A 15227-nucleotide genomic window follows, 5' to 3' on the forward strand; every position below is an offset into this window, starting at 1 on the left:
TGTTCATCCATCTTCCACAGGAGAATCACCGTGAATTGGGCTGACGTGAGAGGCCGGGGCTGGGCCGATCCCGACCTCATCCGGACCAGACTCGCCGAGGGCGCCGACCCGGACACCGGTGCACCCCAATTCGGCACGTTCGACGGGAGCCCGCTGCATCTCGCGGCTCAGTGGGGTTCCCCCGAGGTCGTCGCCGAACTGATCGGCCGGGTCGCCGACGTCGACGCGATGAACGACGACCGCACCGCGTTGTGGGTGGCGGTTTTCCATGGGCACATGGATGTCGCCCGCCTCCTCATCACCGCGGGCGCCGACCCGTGGCGGCCGATGATGTCCGGGTGGGCCCCCGGACGCCTGGCACTCGCCGGCCCGGTACCTGACCTGTTTCCCTCGCCTCCGGACCGACAAGGCCTGTCCACTGCGGAGATGGAGGCCGTCGCCGAATCACGCCGCCTCATCGAGGTGCTGGCGGGGATCGACCTCACCGGGTTCGGCGTGACGTTCGCCTCCGCCATCTCCTCGAAAGAGGCCATCCGACGACTCGACGCCGCTCTTGTGCCTGAAGCGGACATGGCCGCGATCCTGGACACCTCGTCGGAGGACCAGACGGTGCTCGGACTGACCGACGTGCCGGGCGGATGTGTACTCACCCAGCCATGGGGCGCGACGCCCACTTGGCACGAGGTCATCGAACCTCTGTGCGCCGGGGCGACCGCCTATGGCGTGTTCGTCAATCCCGGCAGCGGCAGCCAGGGCGTCGTCGGCGTCAACGGCGTCATCGAGGACTCCGACACGCACCCGGGCGGCGGCGACGCCGGCGGCCATCTGTCGGCGGAGGAGATCCTGGCCGAGTACCTCTACCAGGGGCAGGCGCTCGCGTACTGCTGCGCCGCCGCCGGCCTGCGCCCCATCGACGCCAGAGCGGTGACCGGACCGCCGGACCACTGGATCCGGGTGCACGACATCGACTTCTGAAAACGACACCGATGCCGCGGTCTCGAAAGACCGCGGCATCGGTTCCCGGTGACCCAGGTTGGCGCCGCCGCTCCTGAAAGGATCCAGCCAATCACGTCAGGCGCGGCGGCCGTCTCGGTCGGGGGTCAGCGCTGGGCCTGGATCATCCAGTGCTGCTTCTCCAGCTCCCGGCAGATCCCGATCAGGAGGTCCTGGGTGAGCAGGTCGCTCTTCTCCGTCGCCTCGATGCGCTCGCGCATGCGGCGCACGATCGACTCCAGGATGTCGGTCATCGCGGCGATGACCTTGCCGTCCTCGATGTACCCGGGGTCGAGCTGGTGCAGGTGCGTGTGCTCGGCCAGCGTGCGCGCCCGGCCGTCAGGGTTGACGCCGATGGCGATGGCCCGCTCGGCCACACTGTCGGCGCTGTCGCGCGCCAGGCTGACGATCTCGTCGAGCTGCAGGTGCAGCGAACGGAACGACCGTCCGATGATGTTCCAATGGGCCTGCTTGCCGAGCAACGACAGGTCCAGCAGATCGACAAGCGCCCCCTGGAGCGCCTCAGCCGTGACCTTCTTGTCTTCCGCGCTCAGAAGGCTGGTGATCGAAGCCATGAAAGCGGATCTCCCTCCCACATAAGTCGGTCTATTCCGCACAACAGTGGACGAATCGCCCGTATTCCCTGGTTGACAGTGTCATCGTGACAGTGTCACTGTGGAGGTATGGACGAGACCTGGACCATCGCCGAACTGGCCGAGCGCGCGACCGCCGCGCTCGCCGGGCTGGCGCCTGCCAACGGCCGGGTCAGCGACGTGCCGAACGAACGCCTGATCCGCTACTACACGACGATCGGCCTCCTCGACCCGCCTCTCGCCCGGCGCGGCCGGATCGCCCTCTACGGCCGACGGCACCTGTTGCAGCTCGTGGCGGTCAAGCGCCGCCAGGCCGAGGGCGCGTCCAACGCGGCCATCCAGCGTGAACTCCTCGGCGCGACCGACGACCACCTCGCCGCCCTGGCGGGCGGCCGCGCGACCTCCCTGAGCACCCACGACGCCGGAAGACCCAGAGGCACCAGGCCCACGCCGGACATGAGCGACCTTGCCGCGCTCCCGGGCAACGGGGCCGGAAGACCTCCGGGCACCGGGCCGGACCGGGGCGACCGTGCCACACCCCCCGGCAACGCCAAAAGACCTCCGGGCACCGGGCCCGCGCCGGAGGAGGGAGACCCGGCCACACTCCCGGCCAACGGCTCCATTCATCCGGGCGACGCCGGGAGTCTCGCGGGCGACGTGCCCGCCCGTGGCAGCCGGGAATCCGAAAGGACCGCCGTCGGCGAGGTCGGCGGGCGGACGGGCCTGGCTCCGAACCACCCGCCGGCCCGGCAGGCCCCCATGGAATCCCGGCCCCGGTTCTGGGCCACCCCGCCCCTCCCACCGCCGCCTCGCCCGAGCTTCCCGCCCGTGTTCCACGGCGTCAGCCTGACCCCGGAGGCGGCTCTGCTGCTCTCCCGCCCGCTCACCGACGACGAACACGCGGCCGTCACCGTGGCCGCGCAGCCGTTGATCGACCTCCTGACCGAGCTCGGTTTCACCGAAGGGATCCCGTCATGACCGTTCCCATCACGCCGATCAGGCCCGATGAGGTGCTGCCGGTTCCCGACGCGGGGTTCGGCGCCCTGGAGACCGAGAAGGGCAACCTGCCCCTGGAGTCGGTCGACGTCCGGGCCTCCATCTCGGCCCTCACCGCCGGGGTCGCGGTCGTGCAGGGGTTCCGCAACCCGCACGACGTGCCGCTCGAGGCGACCTACGTCTTCCCGTTGCCGCCGCGCGCGGCCGTCACCGCCTTCCGCATGGAGGCCGACGGCCACGTCGTCGAGGGCGTGCTGAAGGAGCGTGGCCAGGCGCGGGCCGACTACACCCGCGCCCTCCAGGAGGGCAGGCGGGCCGCCATCGCCGAGGAGGACCGGCCCGACGTCTTCGCCATCAGGGTCGGCAACATCGTGCCGGGCGAGCGGGTGACCGTCCACCTCGACCTGAGCCAGCCCCTGCCCTACGAGGACGGCGCGGCCGAGTTCCGCTTCCCGCTGGTCGTGGCCCCGCGCTACATTCCTGGCGCGCCCCTCGACGGCGAGCCCGCCGGGCCCGGCGTCGAGCCCGACACCGACGCGGTCCCCGACGCCTCCCGGATCACGCCGCCGGTGCTGCTGCCCGGCTTCCCGAGCCCGGTCCGCCTCGGCCTGAGCGTGACCGTCGACCCGGCCGGGCTCGACATCACCGAGATCCAGAGCAGCCTGCACGACGTCGACCGCGAGGGCGACACCCTCACGGTCCGGCCGGGCGAGCGGCTCGACCGCGACTTCATCCTCCGGTTCCGCTACGCCGCCTCGACCTCCCTCACGCTCACCCCCGACGCCGAGGGCGAGGAGGGCACCTTCGCGCTGACCGTCCTGCCACCCGACGTGGCGGAGCGGCGCACGCCGCGCGACGTGGTGCTGCTGCTCGACCGGTCGGGCAGCATGTCGGGCTGGAAGATGGTCGCCGCCCGCCGGGCCGCCGCCCGGATCGTCGACACCCTCACCGCCAATGACCGGTTCGCGGTGATCTCGTTCGACCACGTCGTCGAGCAACCGTTCCCCGGCCTGGAGAAGGCGGGCGACCGCACCCGCTACCGCGCGGTCGAGCACCTGGCCCGCCTGGAGGCCCGGGGCGGCACCGAGATGCTCCGGCCGCTGGAGACCGCGCTCGACCTGCTGGCCGACCCCGGCCGCGACCGGGTGCTGGTCATGGTCACCGACGGCCAGGTCGGCAACGAGGACCAGATCATCGAGCGCGTCGGCGCGCGGCTCACCGGCGACGTCCGGGTCCACACGGTCGGCATCGACCAGGCGGTCAACGCCGGTTTCCTGGGCCGCCTGGCGCTGCTCGGCGGCGGCCGCTGCGAGCTGGTCGAGTCGGAGGACCGCCTCGACGCCGCGATGGAGCACATCCACCGCCGCATCGGCGCGCCCCTGGTCACCGACGTGACCCTCCACCCCGAGGGCCTGACCGTCTCCGGCGTCACCCACGTCGGCTCGGTGTTCCCGGGGGTCCCGCTCACCGCTTTCGGCCGCTACCGGGCGGCGTCCGGACAGGCCTCGATCTCGGTACGCGGCCAGGCGGCCACCCCCTGGTCCGAGACCGTGACCGGGCGGGAGAGCGCCAACCCGGCCGTCCGCGCGATCTGGGCGCGCGCCGAGCTGCGGCGGCTGGAGGACAGGTACACGATCGGCGAGCACACCCTGGAGAAGCGCATCGTCGAGACGTCGCTGGCGTTCGGGGTGCTCTGCCGGTTCACCGCGTTCGTGGCGGTCGACGAGCGGGTGGTCGGCGACGGCCCGCCCGTCCACCAGGTGATCCAGCCGGTGGAGACCCCGGCGGGCTGGGAGGCGGCCACGCCCGTCCAGCTGACCGCCGCCGGTGGCGTGATGCCGATGATGGCCCAGGCCAGTCTGGGGTTCAGCGCCCCGGCCGTGCCGCCCGCCGCACCCGGCGGCCCTCCGCCGATGCCGGCGCCGATGTCCCCGCCCATGTCCCCGCCGATGCCGCGCTCGGCCCCCGCGCCGAAGGCCGCGGGCAGGCTGCGCCGGGCGTTCGGCGGCGGAGGTGGCGGCGGAATGGACCGCATGATGCCCCACCCGGGCCGGGAGCAGGCGCCGCAGACCGACCTGAGCGGCATCGTCCCGCTGCTGGAGGGCGAGCTGACCCGGCTGGCCCAGGCGAAGGGGCGGCCCGACGACGAGCGCCGCCGCTACCTGGCCGACCTGGCCAGCCGGTTGCGGGTGGCCGCTCAGATGGTCGGCGGGCACCACGAGCTGACCGCGCTGGCCAGCGAGCTCGAATGGGCCGAACGGGCCGACTTCGACCTCGCGCGCGGCTGGGCCAAGACCGAGGAGCTGCTGACCCGGCTGACGGGCGGCGCCCCGGAGCCGAAGCCCTTCTGGAAGCGCTGAGCACGATAAAGGGCCCGGACTTGACGAAGCCCGGGCCCTTTACAACGTAGATCACTGGTTCTCTTTAGCCGCCTTCGCGGCGCGGACCATCTCGACCTTCGCGCTGGCCGCGTACTTGTCGACGTATTCCTGACCGGAGAGTTCCATGAGGGCGTACATGATCTCGTCGGTGACCGCCCGCAGCACGTGGAAGTCGTTCTCCATCCCGTAGTAACGGGAGAAGTCGAGCGGCTTGCCGTAGCGGACGCCGGGACGGATGCCGAGCTTGGGGATGAGCCGGCCGGGCGGCATCATCTCGAAGGTGTTGACCATCGCCCACGGGATGACCGGCGCCCGGGACTCCAGGGCAAGCCGGGCCACGCCGGTCTTGCCCTTGTAGAGGCGGCCGTCGGGCGAGCGGGTGCCTTCGGGGTAGATGCCCAGCACGTTGTCTTCGCGCAGCACCCGCAGGCCGGTGTTGAGCGCGGCCTCACTGGCCTTGCCGCCCGACCGGTCGATCGGGACGGTGCCGACCCCGGAGAAGAACGCCCGGCTGACCAGGCCCTTCAGGCCGGAACCGGTGAAGTAGTCGGATTTGCCGAGGGAGATGACCTTGCGGGGCAGGAACAGCGCCCCGAAGAAGTGGTCGGCGAACGACAGGTGATTTCCGGCCAGGATGACCGGCCCCTCTTTCGGCACGTTGTCCACCCCTTCCGCCCACGGGCGGAAGACGAAGTGGAGGAAGGGCCAGAGGATGGCCTTGACCACCCAGTAGAACACTCAGGGGCTCCTTCTCTCGGCATTGCCTGTGCCATCTGTTCGTGTCATCTTGCCACGCCGACTCCCCTCGCACGACTACGCCTTAACGTGCGACTATCGGGCATATTTCCCATCGGGAGGTGCCATGCCGTTGTTGCCGGGCGCGGAGCCCTACCATCACGAGGGCGGACCGGTCGGGGTGCTGCTCTGCCATGGCTTCACCGGGACGCCACAGTCGCTGCGCCCGTGGGGTGAACACCTCGCGGATGCCGGGCTGACGGTCTCACTGCCCCGATTGCCGGGGCATGGAACCACCTGGCAGGAAATGAATCGAACCCGCTGGGAGGACTGGTACGCCGAAATAGACCGGGCCTTCACGGTGCTGAAGTCCAAGTGCGCGGACGTTTTCGTGATGGGCCTGTCGATGGGCGGCTGCATGGGCCTGCGGCTGGCCGAGGTCCACGGCCCCGCCGTGCGGGGCCTGGTGCTGGTCAACCCGTCGGTCGTGAACGACAACCCGGCGCTGAACTTCGCGCCGGTCCTCAAGTGGCTGCTGCCCTCGGTGGCAGGGGTGGCCAACGACATCAAGAAGGCGGGGGCGACCGAGCTGGCGTACCCGAGGACGCCGGTGCGCGCGGCGGCCACGCTGCCGAAACTCTGGCGCCTGACGCAGTCGCAGCTGTCGAAGATCACCCAGCCGGTGCTCGTCTACCGGTCCCCGGAAGATCATGTGGTCAAAGAGGCCAGCGTGGCGTTCCTGCGCGACAGAATGGGAGAGAACCTGGAAATCCGGGAGTGCGTGAACAGCTATCACGTGGCGACACTCGACAACGACGCCCCGCTCATCTTCTCGGGGAGCCTCGACTTCGTCCGCACGCACGCCTCGGTACCCTTGACCAAAGACCTGTGACCTGGGATCGATGTGACGCCGCAGAGTGACGAAGACGAGGTCTGGCGTCAAATCGTCGCCTCATTCAACGAGAGCGCCGGAGACGATCCGGCCGACCGGCCATGGCCCGACCGGGAGAACGTCCCGGACGGCGAGGAGCCGACGCCCAAGCCCACGCCCGAAGAGCTCGACGAGGTCGACGAGCCCCGCGACGAGACGGGCGACGAGACGGGCGACGAACCGGCCGAAGACGACGACCACGACCACTACGTCCCGCCGCCTCCGCCGCCCCTGCCGAAGGCCGACCTGGTGACCCGGGTGGCCTGGACGGCCCTGTTCGGCGGGCCCGCCTACCTGCTGCTGGCCGCGATGCTGAAGCTCCCGATGGACCCGTGGATCGTCTTCACGGCGGTGGCCTCGTTCATCGGCGGCTTCGTGGCCCTGGTGGTCCGCATGGGCGACGGCCCGCCCAACGACTCGGGGTGGGATGACGGGGCCGTGATCTGAGCCCGGCCGCCCTAACGGACGGGTGAGCCGACCGCCGGGCCGAAGGTCTCGACCAGGTCGCTGTAGTGGTCGTCGGCGAGCACGTGGCCGACGGCCATCGTCATGTCGTCGGTCCGGACGACCGCCTGGAGCCGAACCGACCGGTCGCCGGCGCCGGCCTCGCCGCGCAGGGGCTTCCACTTCTTGTCGGTGTAGCGGAGCAGGAAGGCCTCGCCCGGACGTTCGGCGTCGTAGCCCGACGCCCAGTAGCCGCCCTTGCCGTCGCCGGTCACGCCGTAGAGTTCGGCGTCGCCGGCGGGCAGGGTCTCGCGGTGCCACTTGCGGCCGTCCCAGCGCAGGATCAGCGGGAGGGTGGTGCCGTCTTCGGTGAACACGCCGCCGACCGCGACCGCGCGTTTGGCGCTGGTGATGTAGACGTCGCGCAGGTAGCCGCCCTCGATGCCGGGCAGGCTCACCGGCTTCCAGGCCCCGCCCGCCATCCGCAGGATCAGCGGCTCGTCGCCGTTGTTGCCGACGGCCCAGCCGTCCTTGCCGCGCAGCGCGACGCCGTGGAGGACGCCGTCGGGGCCTTCGTGCACCTTCCACGCGGGCCCGCTCGTCACCACGAGCACCCGCCCGCCGCGGCTGCCGACGATCACCGCCTTGCCGGGTTCGGCCGCCACGGCACGCAGCCAGTCGCCCGCCCTGACCTGGGGAACCACGACCCGGTCGATGCCGCTGCCGCCGCCCCGCCCGACGTAGGGCACGCCGTCGTGGCCGTCGCCGACCACCCACACCTCGTTGTCGGAGACCGCGCTGACCGAGCGCAGCGGCCCGGCCCCGGTGGCGTCGCCCCGTGTGGGCACCTCGGTCCAGGAGGCGCCGTTCCAGCGGGTGACGATGCCGCGGTTGCGCCAGACGTCCCACAACCCGGTCTGCCCGACGGCCCAGACGGCCGTGCCGGACACCCCGCTGACGTCGGCGAGCGCGGCGTCCCGGCCGAGGCGCGCCGACGAGGCCTGCCGCACGACCTCTTCGGGAACGGTCGCGGACCAGGCGGAGGCGGTGGACACGTGCGCGAGCGATGGTGCGAGCGGGAGCTGGCCGGCCAGCAGACCGGCGAGGAACACACACAACGGCACCGCACACCGCATCAAGCGGCGGGGCATGAACAAATCGTACGGGGACGCACGGCCCCCGCGGGCGATAGGACGGAATTCCCCCGGTCAAGACCACCTCCGAGAGCCCCCATCCAGGCCTAGATCGCCAACCCCAAACCCCAGAACCACCCAGGTCAGGGGAAGGACTTCGGCAATCGCGAGACAACCGGCCGGCGCGGGCGCGTCCCCTGGACCCGCCCGGCGGACCGGATCGACGCCCGGAACCCGGCGGATTCGCCGTTCACCCCAATGACGGCGACTAACGGAGAATAGGCCGGACGATCGGGCGGGCCGCATTCTTCTCGATCGCGAAAAACGACAAAGTCCGACATTGAAGACTTGTCAGATTCCGCAGGTCGTCGGCCCGAGACAGCGGCCAGGATCGCTCCCCAGAATTCCGAATCGCAACCTTTTCTCGAATGGGATCGGTCATCCCCGCGTTATCCGTGTCACTACCATTTACTCGTGCTTCCTGAGGAATATCCGACAAAAGCCGTCTTCGTGGATCAGAGCGGCCGCCGCCGCCGGTTGATGACGATGGTGTCGATCGGGTCGGGCGTCCCGCTCGTGGCACTGGTCGTGATCCTGGTCGGCGGCCTGTTCTCCGACACGGGGCTCTCGGTGTCCGGATGGCCGGGCGATTCGCGCGGTGGGCCCGCCGACAAGGCCACACCCGATCCCGCCCAGGAGGCCCGCCCGAGCCGGCCGGAGCGACCGACGCCGACGGCCCGCCTGGCGAACCGCCCGGCCGTCAGCACCGCCCTCCCGGTCTCGCCGTCGGCGCGCCCGCGACCCCGGATCAGCCCCCGGCCCAAGCTCAGCCCACGGCCCTCGCGCGACCCTGCGCCGCACCGCCGGCCGGAGCCTCCTCCCGGCTCCCCGAGCGCCGCGGCGCCCGACCTCACGACCGCCCCCACCTCAGGCGGCACGACGAAACCCTCCCCCGACGGCCCCACCGCACAACCCACGACCGGCGTGACGACCGAACCCACCAGCGGCTCAGCCACCGATCCCGACACCCGCCTCACGAACGGCGGCCGACCACTCGGCCCGGGCACGACGATCCCAGACCGTGACCAGGCGGCCCGATGACGCCCGCCCGCCTCACCAACGGCGGCCAACCGCTCGGCCCGGGCACCACGACCCCAGACCATGACCAGGCGGCCCGATGACGCGCACCGGCTCCGGCCACCCGCGCCACTCCCGGCCCGGCGACGGTCAGGATTCGCGGCGAAGGAGACCTCCGCCCAAGGGGCGCTCCCCGCGCCGGCGACGCCGGCCACCGGTGGCCAGGACCGCCACGGCGAACGGCCTGCCGTCCGGCCCCCGGGGGCACTGGTTCCTGGTCGCCGCCGGACTGCTGGTGGTCGCCGCCGCGCTGACGCTCGACGGATACGCGACCGGCGTCGTCGGTGAGACACGGCCGGGCCCGCCCGCCGGTTTCGCGTCCGCCGAGTCGGCCGAGGTCCGGCGTGGCGGTCCCGTCGTCAACGTCACAGGAGACCGGCCCACCAGCGTGCGGCTGCCGGGCAGGACCGTCGCGCTGACCTTCAACGACGGCCCCGATCCCGAGTGGACCCCCCAGGTCCTCGACGTGCTCGCCCGGCACGGCGCCAAGGCCACCTTCTTCGTGGTCGGGTCGAAGGTCGCCAGGCACCCCGATCTGGCGCGGCGCATCGTCGCCGAGGGCCATGAACTGGGCAACCACACCTATTCGCACGCCGACCTGACGGCCGTGCCCGGCTGGCGGCTCCGGCTGGAGTCCTCCCTCACCCAGCGGGCGCTGGCCGGGGCGACGGGGTTGCACACGACGCTGGCCCGGCCGCCCCACTCCCCCGCGCCCCCGGCGGTCACCGACCTCCAGTGGGCCGCCATGAAGGAATTGGCGGCCGAGGGCCATCTCGTCGTCCTGACCGACCTCGACGCGGAGGACTGGAGCCGCCCCGGCACGGCCGAGATCGTGGCGTCGTCGCTGCCCGCCGGGGGCGAGGGCGCGGTCGTCACGATGCGCGATTCGGGCGGCGACAGGCGGCAGACCGTCGAGGCCCTCGATCTGGTCCTGGAGAGGCTGAAGGGCGAGGACTACCGGGCCGTCACGGTGACCGAGGCGATCGGCATGCCGTCGGCGCACCGGCGGGCCGGCGCGGTCGACCGGTTCTTCGGCGCCGCCCTCAACCTGGCCCAGCGCGCCTCGGAGACCTTCACCGGCGTGCTGCGCTGGGCGCTGTTCATCGCCGGGGCGCTCACGCTGGGGCGGTTCGGCTTCTTCATCGTGCTCGCGGGCGTGCACGCGCACCGCACGCGCGGGGGCACGAGACGGAGGAACGCGGTGGGCGGATGGCCGAGCCCTCCCCCGGTGACCGTGATCGTGCCCGCCTACAACGAGGCGGCGGGCATCCAGGCGACGCTCCGCTCCCTGGTCGCCACCTCCTACCGGGGCGAACTGGAGATCCTCGTCGTCGACGACGGCTCGACCGACGGCACCGCCAACCTGGCGGCCGCACCCGGATTCCCCGGTGTACGGGTGATCCGCCGCCCCAACGGCGGCAAGCCGGCCGCGCTCAACACCGGCATCGCGCAGGCCTCGCACGAGCTGCTCATCATGGTCGACGGCGACACCGTCTTCGAACGCGCCACGATCGGCCGCCTGGTCCGCCGGTTCGCCGACCCGGCGATCGGCGCGGTCAGCGGCAACACCAAGGTCGGCAACCGGCGCGGCGCGATCGGCCGCTGGCAGCACATCGAGTACGTCATCGGCTTCAACCTCGACCGCCGCGCCTTCGAGCTGCTCGACTGCATGGCGACCGTGCCCGGCGCCGTCGGGGCGTTCCGGCGTTCGGCGCTGGTGGCGCTGGGCGGGGTCAGCGGCGACACGCTGGCCGAGGACACCGACCTGACGATGGCGTTGTGCCGGGCCGGGTGGCGCGTGGTCTACGAGGAGAACGCGGTGGCCTGGACCGAGGCGCCCGCGTCGCTCGGCGAGTTGTGGAGACAGCGTTACCGCTGGTGCTACGGCACTCTGCAGGCGATGTGGAAACACCGGCGCGCGGTCGTGGAGCGCAACCCGTTCGGCCGCCGCTGCCTGGGCTACCTGACGCTGTTCCACGTGCTGCTGCCTCTGCTGGCGCCCGTCGTCGACCTCATGGCGATCTACGCCATCGCCGTGGACGACCCCCTGCCGGTCGTGGCAGCCTGGGCCGGTTTCGTCCTGGTGCAGGGGTTGATCGGCTGGTACGCCCTGCTCCTGGACGGCGAACGCGCCTCGGCGCTGTGGATCCTGCCGCTCCAGCAGTTCGTCTACCGCCAGCTCATGTATCTGGTGGTCATCCAGTCGCTGGCGACGGCGCTGCTGGGGGTGCGGCTGCGCTGGCACGGCATCCGCCGGGAGGGCACGTTCAACGAGTTCACGCAAGCCGCAGGTCGGTCACTACCGGCCGGTGGTCCGAGGCGACCGTGAGGTCGGCCTCGTCCGCGCCGGCGACTCCCCGCGCGAGCGCCGCCACGCCGCGTCCGGTGAAGATCGCGTCGATGCGCTTGCCCGCGAAGGTCGCCCCGTCGCCGCCCTCGTCGTACCGCGAGGCGAGGTGTCGCCACGCCGCCGCCTCCGGCAGTTCGTTCAGGTCGCCCGCCAGGACCGGGACCGCGTCGAAGCGGGCCGCCACCGACTCGGTCCGGCGCACGATCTCCACCGCGTGCGCCAGCCGGGCCCCCGCGTGGAGGTCGAGGTGGAAGGAGACCGCGGCCAGGCGCAGGCCCTCGGCCTCGACCACGGCGACCGCCATCGACCGGCGTTCGAGGCCCGGGAACCAGCGCAGCCGGCGGTGTTCGGCGTGCACGACCCGTACACCCGGCCTGACCAGCACCGCCACCCCCGAGAAGCGGGAGTGGCAGGCCGGTTCCAGGCCGGTCAGCCGGGAGAAGGCGAGGCCGAGGCCGCGCTCCTGCACGCACAGCACGTCGGCGGCCAGCGCGCGCACCACCCGCGCCAGCGCGGCGCGGGAGTCGCGCAGGCCGTGCAGGTTGTAGGTGGCGACGCGGATCAGGGCAGCCGGGCCAGATCAGCCGCGCCCACCACGCCGGCGGAGGCGCCGAGTTCGGCCAGCCGCACCTCGGCGACGGGGCGGTGGCCCCGGCCGGTCAGGCGTTCGGCGAAGGCCTCGCGGGCCTGGTCGAGCCAGAGGTCGGCGGCGTTGGAGACGCCGCCGCCGAGGATGAAGCAGCCGGGGTCGAGGATGGACGCCAGGTCGGCCAGGCCCTGCCCGATCCAGCGGGCCATGGTGGCGAACGCGTCGAGGGCGACCGGGTCGCCGGCCCGGCCGGCGTCGGTGACCTCGCGGCCCTCGATGCTCTCGGGGGTGCCCCCGGCCAGCTTGAGCAGCACCACGGCCCGGTCGGGGTCTTCTTCGGCCATCCGCCGGGCGTCGCGGACCAGGGCGTTGCCGCTGGCGTACTGCTCCCAGCAGCCGAGGTTGCCGCAGCCGCACCGCACGCCGTCGGGCACGGTCTGCATGTGGCCGAGTTCGCCACCCATCCCCCAGCGACCCCGGTAGACGGAGCCGCCGAGGATGAGGCCGCCGCCGATGCCGGTGCCGACCGTGACGGCGATCAGGTGGCTCTCGCCCCTGCCGGCGCCGAATCGGAACTCGCCCCACGCCATCGCGTTGGCGTCGTTCTCGACCACGATGGGCAGGCGGGTCATCTTGGTGAGCTTGCGCTGGAGGGGTTCCTCGCGCCAGGCGAGGTTGGGGGCGAACCGGACGACGCTGCGGGTCTCGTCGATGAAGCCGGCGGCGCCGACGCCGACGGCCTCGACCTCGTACTCCTCGGACAGTTCCCTGATCGCCTCGGCGACGGTCTCGGCGACCTGGGCGGGGTTGTCGGCGGGGGTCGGTTTCAGGAGGCTTTCGACGATCACGCCGTGGGCGTCGACGACACCCGCCGCGACCTTGGTGCCGCCGATGTCGATGCCGATGGTCAGCGCCATGTCGTCTCTCCCGTCAGGCTCAGCCCAGATCGATGTGCTCTACCTTCGAGTCACCCGCCGGATCGGCCGGCCCGCGCGGAGTCGCCGGGCGCTGCAGGGTGTCGACCGCCTGCCGGAAGGCCGCGAGCAACTCGCTTCCCGCCGCCATCAGATGGTCGCTCACGTCGCCGCCGGCGTCCCGTCGGGCCGCGATCACCCGGCAAACCGGGCAAGCCCGGCAGATGTACTCCTCGTGATCATGCCCTGAAACCGCCTCGCTCCACACATCCTGAGGGGCGGAAGTCGTTCGGGGGCGCTGGGTGGTGCCGGTCACCCCGGAGAAGGCGCCCTTCACGAAGCCCTTGCCGAGCTCCCGGCCGACCCGCTGCTGCAGCGCGTCGAGCAGCTTCAACGCCTCGTCGGCGGCCGAGCCGAAGGGGTCGGGACGTTCGTTGCTTTCCGTCATATCTCGAACCGTACCCGGAGGCGGCCGTCGCGGAGCGCCGCCTGCGCGACCTCTCGGCGGGCCAGTGCGGCGGGCAGCGCGATGACCCGGCGGTAGGGCCCGGCGGTGATGATCAGCTCGTCGGCCTTGCGGGCCAGGTCGATGTCGTTCTTGCCGGCCAGCGGCAGCGAGAGCACCACCTCGTCGGCGGTGAAGCGCAGCGGCGGCTCGCCGGTGACCGGGCCGAACGCGTCGGCGGTGCCGTAGAGCTCCTCGGCGACGACGGCCAGCGCCTCGACGCCGACCGGCTCCTCGGGCAGGTAGGGCACCCGCAGGATCGGCAGCGGCTCGAACGACTCGCGCACCGTCTCCATCTGGCGGGCCTGCGCCTCGACCCATCCGGCCCGCCACGGGTCGGCCCCGCCCTCGGGGAAGACGCGGTTGGCGATGACGGCGTCGACGCGGTATCCGTACAGGGAAAGAGAGGTGAGCGTGCGCCGGGCCTCGGCGACCACCACCGCCTCGGGGGTGAGCACCAGCCGGACCGACGCGTCGTCGCCGGTCAGCAGGGCGCGCACCTCCATCAGGCCCTTGTGGAGCCGCTCCCCCGCGTTGAGCACGCCCTCCTCCGGCGCGCTGATCTTGGCGACGGCGCGGATCACGGGAGCGGCGGCGCGCATCACCCGGCGGCCGATCGGCAGCAGCCGGGTCACGTGCCAGTCGAGCGCCTCGGGCAGCGCGAGCAGGCGCAGGGTCTCGGCGGTGGGCGCGCAGTCGACCACGACGACGTCCCAGCGGCCGGTTCGGGCCTGCTCGCGCAGCTCCAGCAGCGCGATGATCTCCTCGGCGCCGGGCAGCACGGTCACCTCTTCGGAGGTGATGGCGTCGAGGCCCAGCTCGCTGAACAGGCCGCGCGCGTATTCCTGCAGGTCGCCCCAGTGGCGCTCCATCGCCTTCTGGGTGTCGACCTGCTGGAGGTAGAGGCCGCGGGCGACCTCGGCGGGCTCGCCCGACGGGGTGGCCGCGAGCGCGTCGGCCAGCGAGTGGGCGGTGTCGGTCGAGACGACGAGGGTCTTGAGCCCGCGCCGGGCGGCCAGGGTCGCGGTGGCCGCGGCCGCCGTCGTCTTGCCGACGCCGCCCTTCCCCGTGAAGAGGAGGGTCCTCATGCCTTCTCGACGCGCTTCTTCAGCCCCTTCAGGGCCGTGTCGATGATGACCTTCTCGGCCTTGCGCTTGATCATGCCGATCATCGGGACCTTCAGGTCGACCGCCAGCTCGTAGGTGACCTCGGTCGAGGCGCCCTCGTCGGCGAGGCGGTAGCTGCCGGTCAGGCCGGACACCATCTTCCCGGCCTCGGCGATGCGCCAGCTCACGAGCTCGTCGGACCAGTCGTAGGCGAGCACGTAGTCGTCGCTGATCACGCCCGCGTCGAGGACGAACCGGACGGTCGCCGGCCGGCCGTCGTCGCCGGTCGTGAGGACCTGCGCCGACTTCACCTGCCCGGCCCACTCCGGGTAGGAGGGGAAGTCGGCGATGACGGCCAGGATTGTCGACCGGCTCGCGCCGATCACGATGCTCGACGTGGTGCGATCAGCCATGCAGCCG

The 15227-nt window shown here is 72.0% G+C and carries 15 protein-coding genes; 7 read left to right on the forward strand and 8 right to left on the reverse strand.

What is annotated here, in order from left to right:
* Nucleotides 1-30 precede the first annotated feature (30 nt).
* Nucleotides 31-975 (forward strand): ankyrin repeat domain-containing protein, encoded by a 945-nt coding sequence (locus tag GT755_RS13890; protein WP_328794339.1) that lies wholly within the window; start codon nt 31-33, stop codon nt 973-975.
* A gap of 125 nt (nt 976-1100) precedes the next feature.
* On the opposite strand, the gene GT755_RS13895 is transcribed toward GT755_RS13890, so the two are convergent.
* Nucleotides 1101-1568: a Dps family protein gene (locus tag GT755_RS13895; RefSeq protein WP_161480147.1), complete on the reverse strand. Its 468-nt coding sequence runs from the start codon at nt 1566-1568 to the stop codon at nt 1101-1103.
* A gap of 108 nt (nt 1569-1676) precedes the next feature.
* Between GT755_RS13895 and GT755_RS13900 the strand changes: the two genes are divergently transcribed.
* Complete coding sequence (locus GT755_RS13900; RefSeq protein WP_161480148.1) at nt 1677-2564, forward strand: helix-turn-helix domain-containing protein; 888 nt, start codon at nt 1677-1679, stop codon at nt 2562-2564.
* On the forward strand, nt 2561-4942 hold the full coding sequence (locus tag GT755_RS13905) for a VIT domain-containing protein (protein WP_161480149.1): 2382 nt from the start codon (nt 2561-2563) through the stop codon (nt 4940-4942). Before GT755_RS13900 ends, GT755_RS13905 begins: the two co-directional genes overlap by 4 nt.
* Nucleotides 4943-4993: 51 nt before the next feature.
* On the opposite strand, the gene GT755_RS13910 is transcribed toward GT755_RS13905, so the two are convergent.
* Nucleotides 4994-5701, reverse strand: coding sequence for a lysophospholipid acyltransferase family protein (locus GT755_RS13910; RefSeq protein ID WP_161480150.1), 708 nt, complete (start codon nt 5699-5701; stop codon nt 4994-4996).
* 124 nt (nt 5702-5825) lie between these two features.
* Here GT755_RS13910 and GT755_RS13915 point away from each other — a divergent pair, with 124 nt between their 5' ends.
* Together GT755_RS13915 and GT755_RS13920 are read left to right on the forward strand one after the other, a co-directional pair.
* Entirely contained in the window at nt 5826-6590 is a 765-nt protein-coding gene (locus GT755_RS13915) for an alpha/beta hydrolase (protein ID WP_161480151.1), read from the forward strand.
* A 12-nt stretch (nt 6591-6602) separates the two neighbouring features.
* Nucleotides 6603-7076, forward strand: coding sequence for a hypothetical protein (locus GT755_RS13920; protein WP_161480152.1), 474 nt, complete (start codon nt 6603-6605; stop codon nt 7074-7076).
* Nucleotides 7077-7087: 11 nt separating this feature from the next.
* On the opposite strand, the gene GT755_RS13925 is transcribed toward GT755_RS13920, so the two are convergent.
* Nucleotides 7088-8224, reverse strand: coding sequence for a hypothetical protein (locus GT755_RS13925; RefSeq protein WP_161480153.1), 1137 nt, complete (start codon nt 8222-8224; stop codon nt 7088-7090).
* A gap of 456 nt (nt 8225-8680) precedes the next feature.
* Between GT755_RS13925 and GT755_RS13930 the strand changes: the two genes are divergently transcribed.
* Nucleotides 8681-9307, forward strand: coding sequence for a hypothetical protein (locus tag GT755_RS13930; protein ID WP_161480154.1), 627 nt, complete (start codon nt 8681-8683; stop codon nt 9305-9307).
* Between the two features lie 193 nt (nt 9308-9500).
* Nucleotides 9501-11672 carry a bifunctional polysaccharide deacetylase/glycosyltransferase family 2 protein gene (locus GT755_RS13935; protein WP_328794340.1) on the forward strand — a complete coding sequence of 724 codons (2172 nt, stop codon included), beginning with the start codon at nt 9501-9503 and terminating at the stop codon, nt 11670-11672.
* On the opposite strand, the gene GT755_RS13940 is transcribed toward GT755_RS13935, so the two are convergent.
* Genes GT755_RS13940 through GT755_RS13960 form a run of 5 tightly spaced genes read right to left on the reverse strand, consistent with a single transcriptional unit; the run spans nt 11620 to nt 15220 of the window.
* Nucleotides 11620-12195, reverse strand: a complete 576-nt coding sequence (locus GT755_RS13940) for an endonuclease/exonuclease/phosphatase family protein (protein ID WP_328794341.1) — start codon at nt 12193-12195, stop codon at nt 11620-11622. The two genes, GT755_RS13935 and GT755_RS13940, sit on opposite strands and share 53 nt — an antisense overlap.
* Nucleotides 12196-12254: 59 nt before the next feature.
* The gene (locus GT755_RS13945) at nt 12255-13199 is read right to left on the reverse strand and encodes an ROK family glucokinase (RefSeq protein ID WP_161480156.1); all 945 of its coding nucleotides are present in this window, start codon (nt 13197-13199) and stop codon (nt 12255-12257) included.
* A 19-nt stretch (nt 13200-13218) separates the two neighbouring features.
* Nucleotides 13219-13644 (reverse strand): DUF5304 family protein, encoded by a 426-nt coding sequence (locus GT755_RS13950; RefSeq protein ID WP_161480157.1) that lies wholly within the window; start codon nt 13642-13644, stop codon nt 13219-13221.
* The gene (locus tag GT755_RS13955; RefSeq protein ID WP_161480158.1) at nt 13641-14789 is read right to left on the reverse strand and encodes an ArsA family ATPase; all 1149 of its coding nucleotides are present in this window, start codon (nt 14787-14789) and stop codon (nt 13641-13643) included. The genes GT755_RS13950 and GT755_RS13955 overlap by 4 nt, the downstream gene beginning before the upstream one ends.
* Nucleotides 14786-15220 carry an SRPBCC family protein gene (locus GT755_RS13960; RefSeq protein ID WP_161480159.1) on the reverse strand — a complete coding sequence of 145 codons (435 nt, stop codon included), beginning with the start codon at nt 15218-15220 and terminating at the stop codon, nt 14786-14788. Before GT755_RS13960 ends, GT755_RS13955 begins: the two co-directional genes overlap by 4 nt.
* Between the last annotated feature and the right edge of the window lie 7 nt (nt 15221-15227).

Source organism: Herbidospora solisilvae (genome assembly GCF_009901565.1).
Taxonomy (GTDB): Bacteria; Actinomycetota; Actinomycetes; order Streptosporangiales; family Streptosporangiaceae; genus Herbidospora; species Herbidospora solisilvae.